Below are 22,223 nucleotides of genomic sequence, written 5' to 3' on the forward strand. Positions count from 1 at the left end.
AGTGCCTCGGCGGGAAAGACCACTATCCGGTGGATGTGGAGGCGGGCGACGCGATGGTCGCCGAGTGGCCCTCCATGCCGGTGAGCATGCGTCAGAACCGGCTGTTCATGAATCGTGTGGCGCGCTATCTGGCGCGGGAGGCGGGGATCAGACAGTTCCTCGACATCGGGACCGGGCTGCCGACCTCCCCGAATCTGCACGAGGTGGTGCAGGAGGAGCGGCCGGACGCGTCGATCGTCTACGTCGACAACGATCCCATCGTGCTGGCCCACGCCGAGGCGCTGCTCACCAGCTCCCCCCAGGGCCTGACCGCCTACGTCGACGCCGATATGCGCGATCCCGGGGCGATCCTGGAGTCCGAGGCGTTCCGCGAGGTCCTCGATCTGAAGGAGCCGGTCGCGCTGACGATCATCGCGATGCTCCAGTTCGTACCCCCGCCGGACGACTACGCGCTGGTGCGGCGGCTGCTCGACCAGCTGCCCTCCGGGAGCTATCTGGCGATCTCCACGGTCACCGACGAGTTCGCCCCCGAGGAGATCAACCGGGTGATGGAGCTGTACCGGAGCCGGGGCATCCCGGTGGTCACCCGTGACCGTGCGCAGGTCGAGGCGTTCTTCGACGGGCTGGAGATGGTGGAGCCGGGGCTGGCCCAGGTACACCGCTGGCGCCCGGAGCCGGAGCAGGAGTCCGTCGACAAGAGCCAGGTCGGGATGTACGGGGCGGTGGCCCGCAAGCCCTGACCACGGCGGTGGGCCCCGCGCGCCGGGGTCGGCGTTCGTGCGGAGTGCGTACGGTGTGCGGCCGGTGTGCGCGGTGCTCGTACGGCGACCGCACAAGCCGTCGCCGCTTCGGTCCCTTCGAAGGCTCTGCCCGGTACCCGGTACCCGGTACCCGGTACCGGGCAGGGCCCTTGTGCGTGGTGGAGCGGATTGCCGCCAGGCCGAACGCCCAAGCGGAGGCACGGCGGAGGCCCGGTCACTCAGTCCAGCGTGCCGGAGAGGCTCACATAGAGCCGGACCGTCGTCGCGTCGGAGTCGTCGACCCCGACACAGAGGTCGCGCCGGTCCAGCAGCCAGCCGTTCGGACGGCAGGTCTCGTGGGGACGGTCGAGGGCGCGGATGATCTCCTCACGGGACAGTCCCCTTGTACTGCCGATCTCCAGCTCGTGGAAGCAACTCCCCGAGCCGCAGCCGCTGCGCTTCCCGACCACCGTGAGATCGGGCGGCAGCGCCGGTACCGCGCGCGCGGACGGCAACGACGCCTCCAGCGCCAGCGAGTACAGCACCGAGCCGCAGACGGTGAGGGCGAGGTGGACGCCCAGCAGGCCGGTGGCCGCGCTTCTGTTGCCGGCCCACGCCCTGGTCCCAGGGCCCGCGTGGCGGCGTTCCAGGGCCGTGCCGACGGCGATCAGCAGGGCCGCGCCGACCGCGTGCACGAGGTGGGCGTCGGCCCGGTAGGCGGAGATCCAGCCGTGTACGGCCACCAGTACCACCGCACCGGCCAGCAGCACGGCGGCGACCGGCGGCCCGATCCGGCGGGTCCGCGCCAGCAGCCACCAGGCCACCAGCGGTACGACGGCGAACAGCAGGCCCGCTGCGACCCACATACGGCGCACCTCCAGCGGTGGACTACGGGGGACTACGGATGAACTGAGGGGACTGCGGGTGGTCGGGGCCCTTGAGCCAAGGCATGTGACGTACGGGACCCGCTGTCCGGTTCCGGTGTCGTGGCTTACCCGCTCCAGAGGGCTTCAGCGGGTGGGGGCGGGTGAGCGTGCTCGGCCGACGGCACCGGGCGGGGGGTCTCCGGACGGTGACCGACGCGCGGTTGTTTCTTTTGTGGCTCGGTTCTCCTCCGGGGGCCTCAAGTGTGTGTCGACGGTCGATCGTGCTCGACCGGTAGGCCGGGCGAGGGGTCTCCGAACAGTGACCGACGCGCGGCCTATTTTTTTGTGGCTCGGTTCACCTCCGGGGGCCTCAAGTGTGTGTCGACGGTCGATCGTGCTCGACCACTCGTTCCTCGCGGCCTCCGCGCGTTCTCCCTTTCGACACCCACGGCCCCCTTCGGCTCAGCCACCAGGCACAACGGGCGAAGGGGAGGGCACAGGCCCCCTGAAGCGCACCCGTCGGGGCACCCGGGCGCAGACCCCCCTTCGGCTCAGCCACCAGGCACAACGGGCGAAGGGGAGCGCACAGGCCCTCTTCAGCTCACCCGTCGGGGCACCCGGGCGCAGGACCCCTTCGGCTCAGCCACCAGGCACAACGGGTGAAGGGAAGGGCGCAGGCCCTCTTCAGCTCACCCGTCGAGCCCACGGAGTGAAGGGAAAGGGAGCGGGACCTCGTCAGCTCACTCGCCAGGCCCACGGAGAGGAGGGTGCAGGCCCCATGTCAGTTCAGCCGCCAGGCCCGACGGGCGAAGGGAAAGAGTGCGGGCGCCCTCCCAGTTCAGCCGTCGAGCCCACTGGGGCGGAGGGGTGCCACCGGTCAGAAGGGCTTCGTCGTCGGGGTGGGCGTGGAAGGCCGGCAGGGTCGCCATGCCCCTATCCTGACGCGGATGTCACCCCCGTACCCCGGATCACACCCACACCGATCCGGAGTCGGCCCGTTCGATGGGGCCGTGGCGGCCGGGGAGCCGTGGAGGCCGGGGAACCCGCGCGCGGGGCTTTCTTCGTCCGGTGACCCGCGCGAGAGCCTCGCCGTCCGGTGACCCGGGCCGGGCGGAGCCCGTTACGCGTCTGCTTCCGACGCATCCGACGCTTCCGGCGCCTCCGCCCCCAGCGCCGCGCCGATCGTCGGGCCGAACGAGGTGTTGACCGCCAGCAGGCCGCCGTCGACGCGGAGGGTCGTACCGGTGATCCAGGCCGCGTCGGCCGAGGCGAGGAACGCGACGGCCGCCGCGATGTCGGAGGGCTCGCCGACGCGGCCGAGGGCGTAGAGGGCCGCGAGGGCGTCGAGAGCCTTCTCGCGGCCCGCCCAGGCGGGGGTGCGGACGGTGCCGGGGTTGACCTGGTTGACGCGGACGCCCCGGGGCGCCGCGTCGCCCGCGAGGGTACGGGTGAGGGAGGCGAGCCCGGCCTTGGCCGCGCTGTAGGCGTGGTTGCCGAAGTCGTGTTCGCCGTTGACGGAGCCGATGTTGACGATCGCGCCCCGCCCCGACGCCTCCAGCGCGGGCAGGGCGGCACGGGCGCAGCGGAAGGCACCGGCGAGGGTGATGTCGAGGTCGCGCTGCCAGGTGTCGTCGGGCTGGTCCTCGAAGCGCGGGGTGTCGGGCGCGCACGAGAAGGCGTTGTTGACGAGGACGTCGAGGGTGCCGAAGCGTTCGACGGCGTACGCGACGGCCGCCTCCACCTGCCTCCGGTCGGAGACATCGCAGACGGTGAACTCCGCGCCGGGTATGGACTCCGCCGTGCGTGCCCCGGCCTCGGCGTCGACATCGGTCACGAGGACCCGCGCGCCCTCGGACGCGAGCCGCCGGGCGGTGGCCTCGCCGATACCGCGCGCCGCGCCCGTGATGAGCGCGCCGTGGCCGTGGAAACGTGTCACCCCGGGAGTCGCAGGAGTCATGGGTGTCGTAGGCGTCATAGGGCCGAACGTACCGCCCTGATCAGCGCCTGGGCACGGGGGTCGGCGGTGATTCCTTTCCTCAGGCCGTTGGTCACATAGCCGAACGCGATCCCTGACTCCGGGTCGGCGAAGCCGAGGGAGCCCCCGCGGCCGGGGTGGCCGAAGGAGCCCGGGCCCAGCAGGGGCGCGGCCGGGCCGTGGAGCATAAAGCCGAGGCTGAAACGGGTGGGCACGACGAGGACCCGGTCGGGGCCCGCCGACTCCTCGGTGCGGGCGAGGGCGAGCGTGGCCGGGGCGAACAGCCGGGGGCCGCCGTCGACCTCGCCGATCGTGGCGGCGTAGAAGCGGGCGAGCGCGCGGGCGGTGGAGATACCGCCGGACGCGGGGAGTTCGGCGGCCCGGTAGACGGGGTCGTTCTCGTCGGGCAGCGGGGTGATCGCCCCGAAGGCCCGGCGGGTGAGCGAGTCCGGGTCGCGGTACGCCTCGGCCACGGACCGCTTGGGGCGCAGCCGCAGTCCCCCGCCCTCGGCGGGGGGCGGCTCGTCGACGGGTCCGATCCGGCCGACGCGGCCCGCCTCCTCGTCGGGCAGCCCGATCCAGAAGTCCAGGCCGAGCGGGCGGGCGATCTCCTCGGCGACCCAGCGGCCGATACCGCGTCCGGTGACCCGGCGTACGAGTTCGGCGGTGAGCCAGCTGTAGGTCTGCGCGTGGTAGCCGTGGTCGGTGCCGGGTTCCCACGCCGGGCTCTGCGCGGCGAGCGCGGCCGGGCCGCTGACGCCGTCGACGGCCTCGGCGGGAGTGAGAGGGCGGTCGAGGGCGGGCAGTCCCGCGCGGTGCGAGAGCAACTGCCGTACGAGGACCCGCTCCTTGCCCGCCGCCTTGAACTCGGGCCAGTAGGTGCCGACCGGGGCGTCCAGGTCGATCTGCCCGCGCTGGTGGAGCAGGAGGACGACGGCCGCGGCGACCCCCTTGGTGACGGAGCGGACGATCTGCGCGGTGTCCACGGCCCAGGGCGCCGGGCCGTCGACATCGCGCGTGCCCGCCCACAGATCGACGGCCTTGCGGCCGTGGCGGTAGACGGCGACGGCCGCGCCCCGGTCGCCGCGCTGCTCGAAGTTGCGGACAAAAGCGTCCCTGACGGGCTCGTAGCCCTCCGCCACCGTGCCCCGCACGTCCACTGTGCCTGTCCTCCCGCTCCCGTTCGTCCCCCCATGGTGCAACGGCCGCGGGAGTCCCATCCTTCCAGGTCAGCTCAGCATGCCGGACACACCGCCGGTGACATGGGGCGGTGTCCGGCGCCGTGGGCCGGTCCACGCGGCGGGGCGGGGCCGCTTCCGGACGGCCGGGCCGGGGCGTCCGGCGTCGCGGGAGGATCCCGGTTCACGCTCCCGTGGGCACGGACCGCGGATCGAACCCGAACGGCAGCTCCAGCCGGTGGGCCCGCAACAGCTCCTCGTCGCCCAGCAGCTCCCGGGTGCGCCCGTCCGCCGCGATCACCCCGTCACTGAGGATCACCGAGCGCGGGCACAGCTCCAGCGCGTACGGGAGGTCGTGCGTCACCATCAGTACGGTCACGTCCAACGACCGGAGGATGTCGGCGAGTTCACGCCGGGACGCCGGGTCGAGGTTGGATGAGGGTTCGTCGAGTACGAGGATCTCCGGCTCCATCGCGAGCACGGTGGCGACCGCGACCCGGCGGCGCTGCCCGAAGGAGAGATGGTGCGGCGGCCGGTCCGCGTACTCCTCCATGCCGACCCGGGTGAGCGCGTCCGCCACCCGCGCCTCCAGGGCGGGTCCGCGCAGCCCGGACGCGGCCGGGCCGAAGGCGACGTCCTCGCGGACCGTCGGCATGAACAGCTGGTCGTCCGGGTCCTGGAAGACGATGCCGACCCGGCGCCGGATCTCGGCGAGGTTCCGTCCGACCACCGGCAGGCCCGCGACGGTGACGGTGCCGAGTCCGCCGCCGAGGATGCCGTTGAGGTGCAGCACGAGCGTGGTCTTGCCCGCGCCGTTGGGGCCGAGCAGGGCGACCCGCTCGCCGCGCGCGACCGCCAACTCCACGCCGTAGAGCGCCTGATGGCCGTCCGGGTAGGCGAAGGCGAGGCCCTGTACGTCGAGGGAGAGGGTCACCGGGTCCACCATCCCAGCAGACAGACGGCGAGCGCGCAGACGGGCAGGGCGGCCGCGGACGACCACTGGGCCCGGGACGCGGGGACCTCGTCGATCAGGGGCATCGCGCCCGTGTAGCCACGGCTGACCATCGCCAGATGCACACGTTCTCCTCGTTCGTAGGAGCGGATGAACAGGGCCCCGGCCGAGGCGGCGAGGACCCTCCAGTGCCGTACGCCTCTGGCCTCGAAGCCCCGGGAGCGGCGGGCGATGGACATCCGGCGCATCTCGTCGGTGATGACATCGCCGTAGCGGATCATGAAGGAGGCGATCTGCACCAGCAGCGGCGGCAGCCGGAGCCGCTGGAGACCGAGGAGCAGGGCGCGCAGCTCGGTGGTGGAGGCGAGGATCACGGACGCGGCGACGCCGAGGGTGCCCTTGGCGAGGATGTTCCACGCGCCCCACAGGCCCGGGAGGCTGAGCCGCAAGCCCAGCACGGTGGTCTCCTCGCCGGGGACGACGAACGGCATGAGCAGCGCGAAGGCCACGAACGGGATCTCGATCAGCAACCGCTTGAGCAGAAACCCCGGTGGGATCCGGGCGAGGGCCGCGACCGCGGTGAGCAGCACCGCGTACATCCCGAAGGCCCATATCGCCTCGCGCGGGGTGGAGACCACGGCCAGGACGAAGCAGAGGACGGCGACGAGCTTGCAGTGCGGGGGCAGACGGTGGACCGGGGTGTCGCCGGGGCGGTGGAGCCCCTGGCCGTGTCCGGCGCCCACGGTCAGCCTCTGGCGTCCGGTACGCGGGTGGCTTCGCCCTCTTCCCGGTCGCCGCGGCGCCTGCGGATGACGGCGTAGAAGACACCGCTGCCGGCCGCGACCGTGGCGGTGACGCCGATGACTCCCGCGAGGCCACCGGAGATCCGGGCGTCGGTGATGTCCTCGACGCCGTAGTCGGCGAGCGGGGAGTCGGCGGCGGCGTGCTCCTGGACCTCTCTGTCGATGCCCTGGTCGGCGGCGACCTTCTCCAGACCGTCGGGGCTGGCGGAGGCGTAGAAGGAGACGAAGCCCGCGAGGACGAGCGCGGTGACGAGGCCGGTCGCCCACAGGGCGCGGGTGGAGGAGCGGGGGCGGGCGGGGATACGGGTGGGGGTGGGGGTGATCGTGGGGGTGGTGGCCGCGGGGGTCGTGGGGGCCGTCGGAGCGGTTGAGGTGGGGTCGACGGGGCGGGTGCCGACCCGGAGTTCGAGCGGGGTGCTCAGTCCGCGGGCGCCGTGGACCAGATCGGGGCGTACGGCGATGACCGCGCCGACCGTCAGCATGGTGATCACGGCTTCGCCGATGCCGATGAGGACATGGACGCCGACCATGGCGGTGAGGACCTTGCCGATGGGTACGTCGGTGGTCCCGCCGATCGCATACAGCAGGGTGAAGGCGGCGGCGGACGCCGGTACGGAGACGAGCGCCGCGGCGAACGCGGCCGCGGTGACCGTACGGCGGCCCGCCGGCAGAAGCGCGAGCAGGACCCGGAAGAGGCCGTGGGCCACGAGCACGGTGACCACGCCCATGACGGTGATGTTCACCCCGAGCGCGGTGAGGCCGCCGTCGGCGAAGAGGATGCCCTGCATCAGAAGGACGACGGATATGCACAGGACCCCGGTCCAGGGCCCGACGAGGATCGCGGCGAGCGCGCCGCCGAGGAGATGGCCGCTGGTGCCCGCGGCGACGGGGAAGTTCAGCATCTGTACGGCGAAGATGAACGCGGCGACGAGCCCGGCGAGGGGCGCGGTCCGCTCACCGCCCGTACCGGTGGCCGCCGCCGGTCCCCCGCTCAGCTCCCGGCGGGCTCCCCGGAGGCTGACGGCGACGGCCCCGGCGGCCAGAACGCCGGCGGCGACCGATACGGGTGCGTTGATAAATCCGTCGGGAACATGCATGGCTGGCTCCGCTTCGGCAAGACGCAAGGAACGGAAGGGCGCGAGGACGGACGAGCGGCAGTGCGGTAGTCCGGCAGTGCGGACGGCTGTGGCGCGGTGCGGAAAGACGGAAGCGCAGGGAGACGGAGGGGCACGGAGGGGCGGTGTGACGGAAGGGCCGGAAGAGGCGGCGAGCAGAACGGATCCGGCCGTCCCGCTGCATGACTGCCCATGATTTCGCCCTCCTGCACATACCTTGCAAGAGCGTCTCCGTCACAGCTACAGATCGAGCCCTTGGGCAAAATATGGGACATTAGAGGACATAGACGACGAGTGTGAGGAGCGAGCGATGTCCGCCGACGCCGTCAGGGACCACGCATGGGCCCGGATAGTCACCGACGCTCCCCAATACCGGCCGGTCCGGGTATCGATGTCGTACGAGCCCGCCGATGACCCCAAGGCGGTGCGCTTCGCCCTGCCGGGCGGAAGGGGCTGGACGTTCCCCCGCGAGCTGCTGGAGACGGGGCTGCGGGCGCCCGCGCGCAGCGGCGATGTGGAGGTCTGGCCGTGCGGGAGGGTGCAGGCGGTGATGGAGTTCCACGGGCCGGAGGGGGTGGCGGTGGTGCAGTTCGATACGAATGTGCTGGACCGGTTTCTGAGGCATACGTATGCGGCGGTGGACGCGGCGGATCAGTTGAACGCGTGAGCTTTGGGGTTTCTGTCCTCAAGCGCCGGACGGGCTTGGTGGTGTGACCGCCGCCCGTCCCGGACAGGTCGCTTGCGGGGCTCCGCCCCGGACCCCGCGCCTCAAACGCCGGCGAGGCTGAAGATACTCACCCGCACCACGGACGCAGGCAGGGCTGAAAGTACTCAGCCGCACCTTGAACGTAGGCAAGGCCGAAGTTGTTCGCTGGGCGTCGAACGTCGGCGCGACTGTGGCTCGCTGGTGCCACCCGCCCGCCGGCGAGGCTGAGATGACGCGGGGCCGGCCCCCGACAGCGCGGTGGCCGTACCCGCCCCGGGAAGGGAGGGTACGGCCACCGGATGGGAGGGGTGGGAAAATCAGACGCGGGCCAGTTCGCGGTCCGTGTCGCCGTCGGCGGTCAGCTGCTTCTGGAGCTTCTCGCCCTCGACGTCCACATTGGGCAGCACACGGTCCAGCCAGCGCGGCAGCCACCACGCCTTGTGGCCCAGCAGCGCCAGGACCGCGGGGACGATCGTCATCCGGACCACGAAGGCGTCGAAGATCACCGCGATGGCGAGTGCGAAGCCCACCATCATGACCATCTGCTCACCCGAGCCGATGAAGCCGGCGAAGACACCGACCATGATCACCGCTGCCGCGGTGACCACCCTCGCGCCGTGGTTGAAGCCCGTCACGACGGCCTCGCCCGGCCGTTCGCCGTGGACGTACGCCTCGCGCATCCGGGTCACGAGGAAGACCTCGTAGTCCATCGCGAGACCGAAGACGACACCCACCATGAAGATCGGCATCATCGACATGATCGGGCCGGGCTGCTCCACATTGAAGATCGAGCTGAGCCAGCCCCACTGGTAGACGGCGACCACTGCGCCCAGCGCCGCGAGGACGGAGAGCAGGAAGCCGAGGGCCGCCTTCAGCGGGACGAGGATCGAGCGGAACACCAGGACCAGCAGCAGGAACGCGAGTCCGACGACGAGCGCCAGATACGGCACCAGGGCGTCGTTCATCTTCTGGGAGAAGTCGATGTTCATCGCGGTCATACCCGTGACCAGAACGGTCGCGCCGGTGTCGGCCCTGACCGCGCTGTTGATGTCCCGGATGTCGTGGACCAGGTCCTCGGTCTTGAGCGAGGACGGCCGGTCCTCGGGCACCACGTTGATCATTCCGGTGTCGCCCGCCTTGTTGAGCGGGCCGGCGCCGACGGCGGCGACACCGTCCAGCTTGTCGATCCGCTCGACGACGTCGTCGACGGCTCCCTTGGCATCCTCGCTCTTCGCCGCGTCGACGACCACCGTCAGGGGACCGTTGAAGCCGGGGCCGAAGCCCTCGGAGAGCAGGTCGTACGCCTTGCGCTGGGTGGACGCGGGAGAGGACGAGCCCTCGTCGGGCAGGCCCACTTCCAGCGACGCCGCGGGCAGCGCGATCACACCGAGGCCGACGACACCGGCGATCAGCACGGCGACCGGGCGGCGCAGAACGAAGCGTGCCCAGCGGGTGCCCCCATTGGGCTTGCCCTCGGCCCCGGTCCGGGCGGCGGCCGAGTGGGCTCCCGCCTTGGCGGCCTTACGGGCCTTGCGGCCGAGTACCTTGTCGCCCGCGAAGCCGAGCAGCGCCGGGATCAGGGTGAGCGCGATGACGACGGCGATCACGACCGTACCGGCCGCGGCGAAGCCCATCTTGCTGAGCAGCGGGATATTGACCACGGCCAGACCGGAGAGGGCGATGACGACGGTCAGACCGGCGAAGACGACCGCGGAGCCCGCGGTGCCGGTGGCCCGGCCCGCCGCTTCCTCGGGGCTGTGGCCCTCGGCCCGTTCGGCCCGGTAGCGGGAGACGATGAAGAGCGCGTAGTCGATGCCGACCGCGAGGCCGATCATCATGGCCAGCATGGAGGTGGTGGTGCCGAGCTCGAAGACGTTCGCGAGCGCGGTGATGGAGGAGATGCCGATGCCGACGCCGATGATCGCGGTGAGCAGCGGCAGACCGGCGGCGACCAGCGAGCCGAAGGTGATCACCAGGACGACCGCGGCGATCGCGATACCGATCATCTCGGTGGAGGCCGCGTGCTCCTCGGCCATGGCGGCGTCACCGCCGATCTCCACGGTGAGCCCGGTGTCACGCGCGGTGTCGCCGGTGTCCTTCAGCGCGTCCTTGGCCTTGTCGGTCAGCTCCATGGAGTTGACCTTGTAGGTGACCAGGATGTACGCGATATCGCCGTCCTCGGAGACCGCGTCGGCGGTGAACGGGTCGGCGACACTGGCGACCTGTGGCGACTTCTGGAGATCCGTGACCGCCTTGGTGACCTCCGCCTTGTTCTCGGCGTCGGTCATCTTCTGGCCGTCGGGCGCCTTGAAGACGATCCGGGCGGTGGCTCCGTCGGCGTCACCGCCGGGGAACCGCTGCTCCAGAAGGTCGAACGCCTTCTGGGACTCGGTGCCCGGCAGGGCGAAGCCCGGTTCCTTGGGCGTGGACGCTGAGGAGGCACCGACTCCGGCGAGCACCAGAAGTGCGACCCAGAGCAGTGCGACGATTCGGCGGCGCAAGAAGGCGAGCCGCCCGAGTTTGTAGAGGAACGTGGCCACGAGGGCGTACTCCCGTTGTTGAGACGACATGGGCAGGGGGAGTCGGCCCGACGACGAGAGCGGCGCGCGTCAGGTGTTTCTGGTGTTACGGGTGATGCAACAGCAACCGGATGTGTCCGGGGAGGACGGCAACGGTGCCTGGGGAGGGTGGGGAAATCTGGGGGCGGGGCGCTCGGGACCTCGGGTACGGGCCCTGGCCACCGCCGGGGAATCCATGGGTTCGGGGTTCAGGGGTTCGGGCCTCGGCGGGCCCGGACCCGGGGGAAGGGACTCAGCCCCGGGGAGGCGGTGGGCCCGTAAGTCCTCCGACGCCGCTACATCGCCGCGCCGGTCCGGGAGGTACCCGGGCGACGGCCCCCGGCAACCGGCACCTCGCCGCCGCCGGGACCACTGGCAACCACCACCGCGCGGTCATCGCGCCTCCAGAGCCGGAAGCGCCACGCCGTCGATACTGTGCCGACCCGGGGGACAACCCCCGGACCCCCGGCGACCACCGCCACGCGGTCATCGCGCCTCCAAGGCAGGAAGCACCACGCCGTCGATGTAGCGGGTGAGGAAGTCCCGGTCGGGGATGCGGTCGTCGATGATCTGGAGCGCGAAGAACGCACCGAACAGCATGTGCGGAACGAACTCCACCGCCGGATTGTCCGCGCCGATCTCCCCCCGGTCCACCGCTCGCCGCAGCACCCTGTTCAGCGCCGTGGTCTCCGGCTCGATCAGCTTCTTGCGCAGAGCCTCGTGGAGATCGGGGTGGGTGTGTATCGCGTGGATGAGTCCCCGCATCAGCGCGGAGTCCTTCTCCATCTGGAGATCGTCCGCGGCGGTCATCATCGCGCGGAAGTCGCCGCGCAGGCTTCCGGTGTCGATCTCGTGGGCGCCGGGGACCTGGTTGTGCTCAAGGGCCGCGGCCACCAGCTCGGGCTTGCTGTGCCACTGCCGGTAGAGCGTGGCCTTGCTGGATCGGGTCCGGGTGGCGACGGCGTCCATCGTCAGGGAGTCGTAGCCGACCTCACGCAGCAGATCGAGCACTGCTTCGAACAGCTCGTTCTCGCGCTCGGGGGTCAGTCGGCTGCGCGTCATGGAATCGGCCTCCCCTCGCCGGTCGGTTCACCATTCGAACGAAACGGTTTCGTACATCTGACTCATAAAAGATAACCCGCGGACCCAGCGAAACGAAACCGTTTCGCTGTGGGCTTCCTCACGTGGTGCTGACTTCAACCAAAAGTAGGTGTATGGCGTCCGTACCCGGTGGCCATGGGCCGGAGGGGACCCGGAGGGAACCGGGCAGCAGTTCGCCCCCGCCCAGGAGTTGCCCCGGCACCCTCACGCGGAAAGCATGGGAAGGTGAGTGACGACGTGGCGTATCTCCGTTTCCCGCATCTGCACGACGACTTGCTGTGCTTCGCCGCCGAGGACGATCTGTGGATCGCGCCCCTCGTGGCGGAGGGCGAACGGCCGGGGCGGGCCTGGCGGGTCACCGTCGACCGGACCCGGATCGGACACCCCCGCTTCTCGCCCGACGGCCGCCATATCGCGTACACGACCTGGCGCAGCCTCGACCCCGAGATCCATATCGCTCCCGTGGAGGGCGGCCCCGCCCGGCGGCTCGGCTACTGGGGCTCCGTCGACACCCGGGTCTGCGGCTGGACCCCCGACGGCCAGATCCTCGCGGTCTCCTCGCACAACCAGCCCTTCGTCTACTTCTCCTGGGCCTACAGCGTCCCGCTCGACGGCGCCCCGGGCGGCAAACTGCCCTGGGGGCCGGTCTCGGACATCGCCGTCGCCGATGTCGACGGCGAGCGGCGCACCCTGCTGCTCACGGGAAAGCCGCCGCACGAGCCCGCCTCGTGGAAGCGGTACCGGGGCGGGGCGACCGGGCGGCTGTGGCTGCACGGGAAGCGGCTGCTCGCCGATCTGGACGGGCATCTGGACTGCCCGATGTTCGTCCGGGGGCGGATCGCCTTCCTCTCCGACCACGAGGGCGTCGGCAATCTGTACTCGTGCCGGCCCGACGGCTCCGATCTGCGGCGGCACAGCGACCATGACGCCTTCTACGCCCGGCACGCCTCCAGCGACGGACAGCGGGTGGTCTACCAGTGCGCGGGCGAGCTGTGGATCGTCGACGATCTGACCGTCCCGGACGCGGTGCCGCGCAAGCTGGCCGTACGGCTGGGCGGGCCGCGCGCGGGACGGCGTACGTACCAGGTCCCGGCCTCCGACCATGTGAACGCGATCTCCGTGGACACCACCGGCCGGGCGAGCGCCGTATCGGTACGCGGCAGTCTGTACTGGCTCACCCATCGGGACGGGCCGGCCCGGACCATCGCCGACACCCCCGGGGTACGGGTGCGGATGCCCGTGATGCTGGGGACCGGCGGCCAGGTGGCGTATGTGACGGACGCGGACGGCGAGGACGCGGTGGAGATCGCGTACCTCCCCCGGGCCACCGGGGAGCGCGCGCCCCGGCGGCTGGCCTCCGGGCGGCTGGGCAGGGTACGGGAACTGGCGCCCGATCCGCAGGGGAAGCGGCTGGCGGTCGCCTCCCACGACGGCCGGCTGCTGCTGCTCGACACCGAGGACCCCGGAACACCCGGCCCCGAGAGCGCGGACACGGGCGGTACGGAGACGGGTGGTGCGAAGACGGGTGGTACGAAGACGGGTGGTGCGAAGACGGGCGGTACGGAGACGGGTGGTGCGAAGACGGGCGGTACGAAGACGGGCGGCACAGACACGGACGCTACGGACACGGGCGGCGAGGCAGCAGGGGCTGCCGGCAAGGGCCGTGAGCACACAGGGGGTACGGGCGCCGACGCGGAGGCCGCCGCGCCTCCGGCCGCCGATCAGGAAGCGGAGGGCGGCGGCGGTACGGTCGTCGAACTGGTCCGCTCCCTCAACGGGCCCGTCGCCGATCTCGCCTTCTCCCCCGACGGCGCCTGGCTCGCCTGGGCCCAGCCGGGCGTCGGCCGCACCCTGCGGCAGATCCGCATGGCGCGGATAAAGGACGGCACGATCGTCGATGTCACCAACGGCCGTTTCGAGGACGAGAACCCGGTCTTCACCAGCGACGGCCGCTATCTCGCGTTCCTGTCCTGGCGCGGATTCGACCCGGTGTACGACGTCCACACCGGCGATCTGTCCTTCCCGCTCGGCTGCCGCCCCTACCTCGTACCGCTGTCGTCGGCGACACCGTCGCCCTTCGCGCTGCTGCCGGACGGGCGGCCCGCCGCCGGCGGTCTCGACCCGCTGGAGGAGGCCGACACCACAGCGCCGGTGACCGGGGAGGACTTCGGCGGCCCCGACGGCGGGGTCACGGTGGTCGTGGAGACCGAGGGACTGGGGAGCCGGGTGACGCCGTTCCCGGTGGCCGCGTCGAAGTACTCGGCGCTGCGCCCGGTCAGCGGCGGCGGGCTGGTCTGGCTGCGCTGGCCCATCTCGGGCGCGCTGGGCGAGACCTTCGCCAACCCGGCGGACACCTCCGGCCGCCCCACCCTCGAACACTTCGACATCACCAAGGCCCGCCGGACCGAACTCGTCGACCATCTCGACTGGTTCGCGGTCAGCGGCGACGGCACCCGGCTGGTCGTGGTCGACGAGGGCGAGCTGAGGGCCGTCCCGGCGACCGAGTCCGGCGACGTCGACTCCACGGTCTATATCGATCTGCGGCGGATTCACCACGAGGTGGACCCGCCCGCCGAGTGGCGCCAGGCGTACGCGGAGGCGGGCCGGCTGATCAGCTCGTACTTCTGGGACCCGGGCATGAGCGGCATCGACTGGGAGGGCGTGCTCGACCAGTACCGGCCGCTGCTGGACCGGGTGGCCTCGCCGGAGGAGTTCGCGGATCTGCTGCGGGAGGTCCTCGGCGAGCTGGGAACGTCCCACGCGTACGTCACCCCCGCCCGCCGCAACGAGGGCCCGCCGCACTATCAGCGGCCGATGGGCCTGCTGGGCGCCAATCTGGTCCCCCGGGACGGGAACTGGACGGTCCAGCGGATCCTGCCGGGCGACTCCTCGGACTCCAAGGCCCGTTCGCCGCTGGCGGGTACCGGTATCCGGGAGGGCGCGGTCCTCACCCATGTCGACGGCCGCCCGGTGGACCCGGTCGCGGGCCCCTTCCCGATGCTGTCGGCGGCGGGCGGTACCACGGTCGAGCTGACGTTCCGTACGGCGGACGGCACGGCCGGGGCCGCCCCGGCGTCCCGGCGGGTCGCGGTCGTCCCGCTGATCGACGAACGCCCGCTGCGCTACCAGGACTGGGTGGCCAAGCGCCGTGAGGTCGTACGGGAGTTGAGCGACGGCCGCTGCGGCTATCTGCACATCCCCGACATGGGCGGCTCGGGCTGGGCCCAGTTCAACCGGGATCTGCGGCTGGAGGTGTCCCGCCCGGCGCTCATCGTGGACGTACGCGGCAACGCGGGCGGGCACATCAGCGAACTGGTGGTGGAGAACCTGACCCGGAAGATCATCGGCTGGGACCTCACCCGGGACGCCCAGCCCGTCTCGTACGCCTCCAACGCACCGCGCGGCCCGGTCGTCGCCCTCGCGGACGAGGCGACCTCGTCGGACGGCGACATGATCACGGCGGCCTTCCGGCTGCTGGGCATCGGGCCCGTGGTGGGCACCCGCACCTGGGGCGGGGTCGTCGGGATCACCGGGCGGCACCGGCTCGGCGACGGCACGGTGATCACCGTGCCGATGAACGCGGCCTGGTTCGACGACTACGGCTGGTCCGTCGAGAACCACGGGGTCGAGCCCGATCTCGAAGCGCTGCGGACGCCGCTCGACTGGGCGGAGGGCAGGCATGTGGGGATGGACGACGCGGTACGTCTGGCACTGGAGATGCTGGAGAAGCGTCCGGCGCTCGACCCGCCGGGCTACGACCGGGTACCGGACCGCAGCCGGCCGCCCCTGCCACCGCGCTCCGGGCCACAGCCGTCCGGCCGGGCGGGGCGGGCTCCGGGGGCTCCGGGGGCTCCGGGGGCTCCGGGGGCTCCGAAGAAGCGCCGGAAGAAGGACGGGCCCGCGAAGGGATAGCCGTACGGCGGGGCGGTTGCGGGGCCGCCAAGAAGGCAAGGGGGGTGTGCGCGTACGGGTACGAGTGCGCGTACGTGGTGTTGCCGAGGCCGGGCCGGTTTCGTGAGCGGGGCGGTGCGCGGGGCGGGCTCGTGCTTCCGGGTTCCGGGTTCGGGTCCGTGTTCCGGGGTTTCCGGGTCCGGGTCCGGGTTCTGGTTCGGGGATTCCGCCGGCGAGAACGCGGGGCCGGTGGGACCTTCCGGTACCCGCGCCGGGATCCGGCGGGCACGCGTACCGGAGCGCCCCGGGCGGCAAGCGGCAAGGACAGAGCGCACCCGCCGGGTCCGGTGGGTGCGCCCCTTCGGAACACGCCCGCGATATCAGGCGTTGCGGTCCGGGGACTGGCTGAACCGGTCCTCCGCGCCACGGGCGGCGTCGTGCGGCGGGCGCTCGCCGCGGCGCTCGTCCTCGGGACGGCCGGGCCGCTGGTCCCGCTGCCGGCCCTGCTCCTGCCGTCCCTGCTCCTGGGGGCGCTGCTGTCCGCGCTCCCCGGGCTGCTCCTTCGACTTGCCGCCCGTGCGCTGCTTCGCCTGTTCCTGAAGTTCCCGCGCCTTGTCCTGGAACTGGTCCTTGATGCCCATGCGTTGTTCACTCCTCGTGAGGGGTGTGGGGGGAAGCCCAGGGGAGTGACGATCCCTGGGGCTCCCTCAGCGTGACACGCCCGGACATACAACGCATGTCGATCAGTCACTGTGCGTACGCGAACTCCGGGCGTGCGCCTCGTCCGCCGCGCCGCCCGCGCCCACGAGCCCCCGGGAGACCCCGCCCAGCCGGGATGCGACGCGCCGCATCTCCCGCTGCCCCACCGCCGCGACCAGGGCGGGGAGATGGCCGCGTACGGACTGCGTCCCGCGCAGCCACCACTGCGCGTACACATGGGCCGAGCGGCGCTCGATCCCGGTGACGATCCGGTCGACGGCCGGGCCCGCCGGGTAGGTGCGGTTCGCCGGCCACGGCAGCCGTGCGCGCAGTTCACGCATCACCTCGTCCTCGTCGGCGCCCCGGACCATATCGGTGTCGGTCCAGGACAGATAGCCGACGCCGACCCTCACGCCCCGGTGGCCCACCTCCGCGCGCAGACTGTGGGCGAACGCCTCGGCGCCCGATTTGGACGCGCAGTAGGCGGTCATCATCGGCGCCGGTGCGATCGCCGCCAGGGAGGCTATCTGGAGGAAGTAGCCGCGGCTCCCGGTCAGGGCGGGCAGGAACGCGCGGGCGGTGACCGCGCTGCCGATCAGATTGACCTCCACGACCCTGCGCCAGGCGGCGGGGTCGGAGTCGGCGAAGGGACCGCCCGCCGCCACACCCGCGTTGGCGACGACGGTGTCGACCCTGCCGAAGCGCTCCCCGACCCCGGCGGCGACCACCGCCATGGCCTCGTCGTCCGTGACATCCGCGTGCCACCAGCCGCTCTCGGTGTGCAGCCGCGCCGAGACCCGTTTCAGCTCGTCCGGTTCCAGCCCGACCAGCGCCACCCGTGCGCCGCGCGCGGAGAGTTTGCGCGCCAGCAGCTCGCCGACGCCCCGCGCCGCGCCCGTCACGACCGCGACCTGTCCCTCCAGGCCCGCTCCGTTCCGGCTCGCTCCCCGTATCATCCGGCGCTCCCCCGGCCGCCCGGCACGGCACTCCCCTCGCGGGCCGTCGTGGGGGCGGCCTTCGGGGCGGCCTCGGGGGCGGTCCGCTCGGCCGTGTGGGCCCGGACCAGCCGGCGGATCTCGGCGTTGATCACCCCTGGTGCCTCAACGGGGGTCATATGGCCCGTCCCCGGCAGCTCCACCAGCGCCCGGCAGTCGGGCAGCGTCGCCGCGATCCGCCGGGCGTGCACGGGCGGGGTGAGCCGGTCCGCCAGACCGGTGACCACGATCGCGGGCACCCTCAACTCCCGTACCCCCGAGCGGAGATCGAGCCCGGCGAGCACCCGCGACCAGGCCACCCGGACCGGGCGCGGGCAGGCGTGCACGATACGGGCGCACTCCGCCACCTGCGCACGGGTCGAACCCGGCGCCATGGTGGCGTACTTCAGGATCCGCCGGGACAGGGGCGTCACCGGGCCCAGCGGGGCGCGTGAGCCGAGGACCGAGCCGGTGAGCCGGGTCCGCAGCGGACCGTGCCGCAGCGGGACGACCCGGGACTCCTCGACCAGATGCGAACCGCCCGTACTGCACAGCAGGACGGCCGCCGCGTGCTCGGTGAAGGCGGGCCGGCCGGACGCGGCCATCAGGGCCATGGCGCCCATGGAGTGCCCGGCGAGCACCGCCTTCCGCCCGGGGGCGAGGGTGGCGCGCAGTACGGCTTCGAGATCGTCGGCGAGCAGCTCGGTGCCGACGGGAGCGGCGGGTGTACGGCCGTGTCCGCGCTGGTCGTAGACGACGACCCGGAACTCGGCCGCCAGGTCCCGCAGTTGCGCGGACCAGAACCGTGTGGAGCAGGTCCAGCCGTGGACGAGGACGACGGTGGGCGCGTCCTCGGGGCCGTACACCTCGGTGTGGATCCGGGTGCCGTCGGCGGAGACGGCGGACAGGGTCCTGGCGCTCATCCGAGGGCCTCTTCGGCCGGGGTCGGCTCCGAGGGGTCGCCCTTCTCGGGGGCGGCCTTCTCGGGGGCGGAGCTCTTCGCCGTGGCTCCGGGCGCGGAGACGGGTGTGGTCTCGGGCGCGGGTTCGGCGGCGGGTGCCGGCTCGGGCGGGCCGGCCGTCGTCGGCGGGCCGGCCCGCAGGATCTCGTACTCCCCGAGGTCGACCTCCCGTGTCGCCCGCCGGAACTCGCCCGTCGTACCGGGCCAGACGGTGGTGTTGCGTCCCGCCGCGTCCAGATACCAGCTGGTGCAGCCGCCGGTGTTCCACACGGTCCGCTTCAGCCGCTCCTGCACCCGGTCGTTCCACGCGGTCACGGCGGCCGGGCGGGCGTCGAGCGCGGTACGGCCGCCGAGAACGCTCAACTGCCGCAGATAGTCGGCCAGATAGTTCAGCTGGGATTCGATCATCAGGATCATGGAGGAGTTCCCGAGGCCCGTGTTGGGGCCGATGACGGACATCCAGTTGGGGAACCCGGACGCGGTCGCTCCGCGCAGCGACTTCATGCCGTCCTTCCACGCCTCGGCGAGGGTGATGCCGTCCGCGCCGACGACCCGGTCCGCGATCGGGAGGTCGGTGACATGGAATCCGGTGCCGAAGACGATCGCGTCGGCCTCGGCCCGGGTGCCGTCGGACGCGACGAGGGTGGAGCCCTCGATCTCCGCGAGTCCGGACGCCACCACCTCCACATTGGGGCGGGTGACGGCCGGGTAGTAGTCGCTGGACAGCCCGACCCGCTTGCAGCCGATGCGGTACGAGGGTGTCAGCCTGGCCCGCAGCGCCGGGTCCTTGACGGATGTGGCGAGATGGACCCTGGCCACCTTCTCGACCAGCCCGAGGACACTCGTCCGCTTGGTGAACGCCTGGACCTGCAACTCCCGTACGCCCCAGAGCAGTCCGCGCCGGGCCGACGCGGTGAACGGCAGCCGCCGGTGCAGCGTGCGCTCCAGGGCCGTCGTCCGCCGGTCCGCCTTCGGCAGGACCCACGCCGGGGTCCGCTGGAAGAGCGTCAGCCGGGCCGCCTCCGGCTGGATCCGGGGCACGATCTGGATCGCGGACGCGCCCGTCCCGATCACGGCGACGCGCTTGCCGCGCAGGTCGTAGTCGTGGTCCCAGCGTGCGGAGTGGAAGACCTTGCCGGGGAACTCCGCGAGTCCGGGGATCTCGGGGATCTTCGGGTCGGAGAGGGGGCCGGTCGCGGAGACGACCACATCGGCGGTGTAGTCGCCGCCGCTGGTCTCGATCCGCCAGCGCAGCTCGTCGTTGTCCCAGGTCATCATCCGTACGTCATGGCCGAAGCGGATGTGCGGGCGGAGCCCGAAGGTGTCGGTGACCCGCTCCAGATACGCGCGGATGTGCTGCTGCCCCGAGAAGGTGCGGGGCCAGTCGGGATGAGGGGCGAAGGAGAACGAGTACAGATGCGAGGGCACATCACAGGTGCAGCCCGGATAGCTGTTGTCCCGCCAGGTGCCGCCGACCGAGGCGGCCCGCTCCAGGACGACGAAGTCGGTGATGCCCTCCCGGCGGAGCCGGACGGCGGCGCCGAGCCCGCCGAAACCGGACCCGATGACGGCGACGCGGACATGCCGTGGACCCGACGGATCCGGTGTGTGCCGTGAGTTCCGCGTGTTCTGTGTGTGCTGTGAGTTCTGTGCGTGCCGCGCGTGCTGTGCGTGCCGTGAGTCCTCTGTGTGCTGTTGCCAGTCCTGCGTGGGCCGCGGGTGTGGTGTCTCCGGCGGATGCCGGGGGTCCGGCGCCGGGCCGTGGTGCGGTGCGGGGTCATGGCGCGGTGCGCTCTGTCCGGGCGGTACGCCCTCGCGGCCTTCCGGGACGGTCCCGTGCCTTTCCGGCCGCCGTACGTTCTGCCCGTGGTGCTGTACCCGCTCTCGCCGACCCATGCCGCCGCCTCTCGCCGAACGTGTCACCCACACAACCGCGCCAGTAATCACTGGCACGATAAGAAGAGTAGAGCAGCGAAAGTACCCCGGACAGAGGGACGACAGGATGAGTTACCGGCGGTACAACATAGGCTTCACCCCGTGGCACACGGACATGAGTACCGGATGGAAGAGCTGGCCGGACAGGCCGGTATCACGGTGCGCACCGTGCGCTTCTACCGCGAGCGGGGCCTGCTCCAGCCGCCTCGCCGTGAGGGCCGTATCGCCTGGTACGACGACCGCCATCTCGCCCGGCTCCGGACGATCGCCGCCCTGCTGGAGCGCGGCCACACCCTCAACGGCATCGCCGACCTCGCCGCGACCCTCGAAAGCGGGCGGGACGTCGGCGAGGTCCTCGGCCTCGGTGAACCCACCGAGGAGACCCCGGTCCGCCTCACACCCGAGGAACTGGCCGACCACTTCGAGGGCGAGGTCACCCCGGAGAACTTCGCGGCGGCGCTGGGCCTCGGCTATCTCGCCACGGACGGCGACATGATCGTGCACATCAGCCGCAGGCTGCTGGAGGCCTCCTCCGCGCTGGTACGGGAGGGTGTGCCGCTCTCGGCGGTCCTGGAGGCGGGCCGGCAGGTCCGCGCCCACGCGGACGCCCTCGCGGACCTCTTCGTGGGAATGGTGGCCGAGCACGCCCCCGGGGAGGACGCGGACCGGCTCCGCCCGCTGGCGCGGAGTGTGGTGGAGGCCGAGCTGTCGATGGCACTGGACCGACGGCTGCGGAAGCCCGTGGCGCGGGAGCGCGCGGAGCCCTGAAGCGGGGCCTCAGGGGCCCGCACGGAGGAGCGGAGTGAGCCCCAGGAGCTCGTACGGAGGTGCGGGGCGGGCCTCCGGGGCCCGCGCGGAGGAGCGGGGTGGGCCTCAGAAGCTCGCACGAAGGTCTCGCCGATGCCCTTCTCGACCGCCTTGCCCGGCGGCGGTCGTACGCGGCGGCCGGGCGCCCGCGACTCCCCGGAACAGGCCGGGCGGTCCGGGATCCGGCGCCCCTGCCGGGGCGGTGACCGGAATCCCGCTCACTCCGCCCCCGAGCCCGAGGGTCCGATGGATCCCTTGACCGTGACGGGCCGCGCGGAGGTACCCGGCGCAACCGGGTCCACCCGGACTACTCCGCCGTTCCGGCCTCGCCGAACCCCCGCACCAGGCCCGATGCCAGCTCCACGACGGTGCCACGGACGGCCTCGGGCGAGTCGGCCGCGTCCGCGTGGGAGCCGAGGATCAATCGGGTGAGCTGAGGCACCGCGTTCGGCCAGGCGGCGAGGCTGATGAGGGAGAGCAGCACGACGGCCGTACGGGGGCCGGGCTCGACACCGAGCCGGTCCGCCAGCGCCTCCACCTTCAGGGCGTAGCCCTCGGCGCGCCGCTGCTCGCCCGGCAGTTCGCCCTCGCCACGGCTCAGCGCCTCCCACAGCAGCAGCCGCAGCAGCTCCGGCCGCTCGCGGTGGAAGTCGTACACCGACCCCACCCAGGCCGCGATGTCGTCGCCCGGCGTGCCCACCTCCTCGGTGAGTTCCTCCATCGCGGCGCTCACCGTCGCCGCGAACAGCCCCTCCTTGCTCCCGAAGTGGCCGTAGACCCGCTCCTTGTTGACTCCGGCCAGCTCCGCGATGCGGTCGACCCGGGCCCCCGCCACCCCCAGGGCGGCGAACTCCTGCCGCGCGGCCGCCAGGAGCTTCTGCTTCGTCACGGCTGTGTCTCTTGCCATGCCCCCACCTTACCCAACCGAATGGTTGGCCTTCTCTTGACATCCAACTAGTTGG

At 72.1% G+C, this 22,223-nt stretch carries 16 protein-coding genes and 1 pseudogene; 4 read left to right on the top strand and 13 right to left on the bottom strand.

Going from position 1 to position 22,223, the window contains the following annotated elements:
- Nucleotides 1-5: 5 nt before the first annotated feature.
- Nucleotides 6-740 (top strand): annotated as a pseudogene (locus tag ACIBCM_RS27795) (SAM-dependent methyltransferase); the annotation flags it as partial.
- 239 nt (nucleotides 741-979) lie between these two features.
- Here ACIBCM_RS27795 and ACIBCM_RS27800 read toward each other — a convergent pair.
- From ACIBCM_RS27800 to ACIBCM_RS27825, 6 genes are all read right to left on the bottom strand, one after another.
- On the bottom strand, nucleotides 980-1,606 hold the full coding sequence (locus tag ACIBCM_RS27800; protein WP_399247818.1) for a hypothetical protein: 627 nt from the start codon (nucleotides 1,604-1,606) through the stop codon (nucleotides 980-982).
- A gap of 1,120 nt (nucleotides 1,607-2,726) precedes the next feature.
- Nucleotides 2,727-3,581, bottom strand: coding sequence for an SDR family NAD(P)-dependent oxidoreductase (locus ACIBCM_RS27805; RefSeq protein WP_399247820.1), 855 nt, complete (start codon nucleotides 3,579-3,581; stop codon nucleotides 2,727-2,729).
- Nucleotides 3,578-4,801, bottom strand: a complete 1,224-nt coding sequence (locus ACIBCM_RS27810; RefSeq protein ID WP_399247822.1) for a serine hydrolase domain-containing protein — start codon at nucleotides 4,799-4,801, stop codon at nucleotides 3,578-3,580. The genes ACIBCM_RS27805 and ACIBCM_RS27810 overlap by 4 nt, the downstream gene beginning before the upstream one ends.
- Before the next feature lie 142 nt (nucleotides 4,802-4,943).
- On the bottom strand, nucleotides 4,944-5,705 hold the full coding sequence (locus ACIBCM_RS27815) for an energy-coupling factor ABC transporter ATP-binding protein (RefSeq protein WP_399247824.1): 762 nt from the start codon (nucleotides 5,703-5,705) through the stop codon (nucleotides 4,944-4,946).
- The gene (cbiQ, locus tag ACIBCM_RS27820; RefSeq protein WP_399247826.1) at nucleotides 5,690-6,454 is read right to left on the bottom strand and encodes a cobalt ECF transporter T component CbiQ; all 765 of its coding nucleotides are present in this window, start codon (nucleotides 6,452-6,454) and stop codon (nucleotides 5,690-5,692) included. Before cbiQ ends, ACIBCM_RS27815 begins: the two co-directional genes overlap by 16 nt.
- Nucleotides 6,455-6,456: 2 nt before the next feature.
- Nucleotides 6,457-7,611: an energy-coupling factor ABC transporter permease gene (locus ACIBCM_RS27825; protein WP_399247828.1), complete on the bottom strand. Its 1,155-nt coding sequence runs from the start codon at nucleotides 7,609-7,611 to the stop codon at nucleotides 6,457-6,459.
- Between the two features lie 328 nt (nucleotides 7,612-7,939).
- Here ACIBCM_RS27825 and ACIBCM_RS27830 point away from each other — a divergent pair, with 328 nt between their 5' ends.
- A complete protein-coding gene (locus ACIBCM_RS27830) occupies nucleotides 7,940-8,296 on the top strand; it encodes an SsgA family sporulation/cell division regulator (protein WP_399247830.1) in 357 nt (118 codons plus the stop codon).
- Nucleotides 8,297-8,652: 356 nt separating this feature from the next.
- Here the strand turns inward: ACIBCM_RS27830 and ACIBCM_RS27835 are convergent, their stop codons facing one another.
- Together ACIBCM_RS27835 and ACIBCM_RS27840 are read right to left on the bottom strand one after the other, a co-directional pair.
- Nucleotides 8,653-10,875, bottom strand: coding sequence for an MMPL family transporter (locus ACIBCM_RS27835; RefSeq protein WP_399247872.1), 2,223 nt, complete (start codon nucleotides 10,873-10,875; stop codon nucleotides 8,653-8,655).
- 504 nt (nucleotides 10,876-11,379) lie between these two features.
- Nucleotides 11,380-11,955 (bottom strand): TetR/AcrR family transcriptional regulator, encoded by a 576-nt coding sequence (locus ACIBCM_RS27840; RefSeq protein ID WP_399247832.1) that lies wholly within the window; start codon nucleotides 11,953-11,955, stop codon nucleotides 11,380-11,382.
- A gap of 264 nt (nucleotides 11,956-12,219) precedes the next feature.
- Here ACIBCM_RS27840 and ACIBCM_RS27845 point away from each other — a divergent pair, with 264 nt between their 5' ends.
- Nucleotides 12,220-15,906, top strand: coding sequence for a S41 family peptidase (locus tag ACIBCM_RS27845; RefSeq protein ID WP_399247834.1), 3,687 nt, complete (start codon nucleotides 12,220-12,222; stop codon nucleotides 15,904-15,906).
- A gap of 359 nt (nucleotides 15,907-16,265) precedes the next feature.
- On the opposite strand, the gene ACIBCM_RS27850 is transcribed toward ACIBCM_RS27845, so the two are convergent.
- The 4 genes from ACIBCM_RS27850 to ACIBCM_RS27865 form a co-directional block, all read right to left on the bottom strand.
- On the bottom strand, nucleotides 16,266-16,526 hold the full coding sequence (locus ACIBCM_RS27850; protein ID WP_399247836.1) for a hypothetical protein: 261 nt from the start codon (nucleotides 16,524-16,526) through the stop codon (nucleotides 16,266-16,268).
- Between the two features lie 102 nt (nucleotides 16,527-16,628).
- Complete coding sequence (locus ACIBCM_RS27855) at nucleotides 16,629-17,540, bottom strand: SDR family oxidoreductase (protein WP_399247838.1); 912 nt, start codon at nucleotides 17,538-17,540, stop codon at nucleotides 16,629-16,631.
- Nucleotides 17,537-18,481, bottom strand: a complete 945-nt coding sequence (locus ACIBCM_RS27860; protein ID WP_399247840.1) for an alpha/beta fold hydrolase — start codon at nucleotides 18,479-18,481, stop codon at nucleotides 17,537-17,539. The genes ACIBCM_RS27855 and ACIBCM_RS27860 overlap by 4 nt, the downstream gene beginning before the upstream one ends.
- Nucleotides 18,478-20,415 carry an NAD(P)-binding domain-containing protein gene (locus ACIBCM_RS27865; protein WP_399247842.1) on the bottom strand — a complete coding sequence of 646 codons (1,938 nt, stop codon included), beginning with the start codon at nucleotides 20,413-20,415 and terminating at the stop codon, nucleotides 18,478-18,480. Before ACIBCM_RS27865 ends, ACIBCM_RS27860 begins: the two co-directional genes overlap by 4 nt.
- Before the next feature lie 165 nt (nucleotides 20,416-20,580).
- On the opposite strand from ACIBCM_RS27865, the gene ACIBCM_RS27870 reads away from it, so the two are divergent.
- Nucleotides 20,581-21,222 (top strand): MerR family transcriptional regulator, encoded by a 642-nt coding sequence (locus ACIBCM_RS27870; protein WP_399247874.1) that lies wholly within the window; start codon nucleotides 20,581-20,583, stop codon nucleotides 21,220-21,222.
- Nucleotides 21,223-21,568: 346 nt separating this feature from the next.
- On the opposite strand, the gene ACIBCM_RS27875 is transcribed toward ACIBCM_RS27870, so the two are convergent.
- Complete coding sequence (locus tag ACIBCM_RS27875) at nucleotides 21,569-22,168, bottom strand: TetR/AcrR family transcriptional regulator (protein ID WP_399247844.1); 600 nt, start codon at nucleotides 22,166-22,168, stop codon at nucleotides 21,569-21,571.
- Between the last annotated feature and the right edge of the window lie 55 nt (nucleotides 22,169-22,223).

The sequence above is a fragment of the Streptomyces sp. NPDC051018 genome (genome assembly GCF_044456085.1).
GTDB lineage: Bacteria > Actinomycetota > Actinomycetes > Streptomycetales > Streptomycetaceae > Streptomyces.

Excerpts from the sequence above, each read along its gene's own strand:
- ACIBCM_RS27840 (WP_399247832.1), bottom strand. The coding sequence starts at position 11,955 with ATGACGCGCAGCCGACTGACCCCCGAGCGCGAGAACGAGCTGTTCGAA.
- ACIBCM_RS27830 (WP_399247830.1), top strand. The coding sequence starts at position 7,940 with ATGTCCGCCGACGCCGTCAGGGACCACGCATGGGCCCGGATAGTCACC.
- ACIBCM_RS27875 (WP_399247844.1), bottom strand. The coding sequence starts at position 22,168 with ATGGCAAGAGACACAGCCGTGACGAAGCAGAAGCTCCTGGCGGCCGCG.
- ACIBCM_RS27815 (WP_399247824.1), bottom strand. The coding sequence starts at position 5,705 with ATGGTGGACCCGGTGACCCTCTCCCTCGACGTACAGGGCCTCGCCTTC.
- ACIBCM_RS27860 (WP_399247840.1), bottom strand. The coding sequence starts at position 18,481 with ATGAGCGCCAGGACCCTGTCCGCCGTCTCCGCCGACGGCACCCGGATC.
- ACIBCM_RS27825 (WP_399247828.1), bottom strand. The coding sequence starts at position 7,611 with ATGCATGTTCCCGACGGATTTATCAACGCACCCGTATCGGTCGCCGCC.
- ACIBCM_RS27850 (WP_399247836.1), bottom strand. The coding sequence starts at position 16,526 with ATGGGCATCAAGGACCAGTTCCAGGACAAGGCGCGGGAACTTCAGGAA.
- ACIBCM_RS27865 (WP_399247842.1), bottom strand. The coding sequence starts at position 20,415 with ATGGGTCGGCGAGAGCGGGTACAGCACCACGGGCAGAACGTACGGCGG.
- ACIBCM_RS27805 (WP_399247820.1), bottom strand. The coding sequence starts at position 3,581 with ATGACGCCTACGACACCCATGACTCCTGCGACTCCCGGGGTGACACGT.
- ACIBCM_RS27870 (WP_399247874.1), top strand. The coding sequence starts at position 20,581 with ATGGAAGAGCTGGCCGGACAGGCCGGTATCACGGTGCGCACCGTGCGC.
- ACIBCM_RS27855 (WP_399247838.1), bottom strand. The coding sequence starts at position 17,540 with ATGATACGGGGAGCGAGCCGGAACGGAGCGGGCCTGGAGGGACAGGTC.
- ACIBCM_RS27800 (WP_399247818.1), bottom strand. The coding sequence starts at position 1,606 with ATGTGGGTCGCAGCGGGCCTGCTGTTCGCCGTCGTACCGCTGGTGGCC.
- ACIBCM_RS27810 (WP_399247822.1), bottom strand. The coding sequence starts at position 4,801 with ATGGGACTCCCGCGGCCGTTGCACCATGGGGGGACGAACGGGAGCGGG.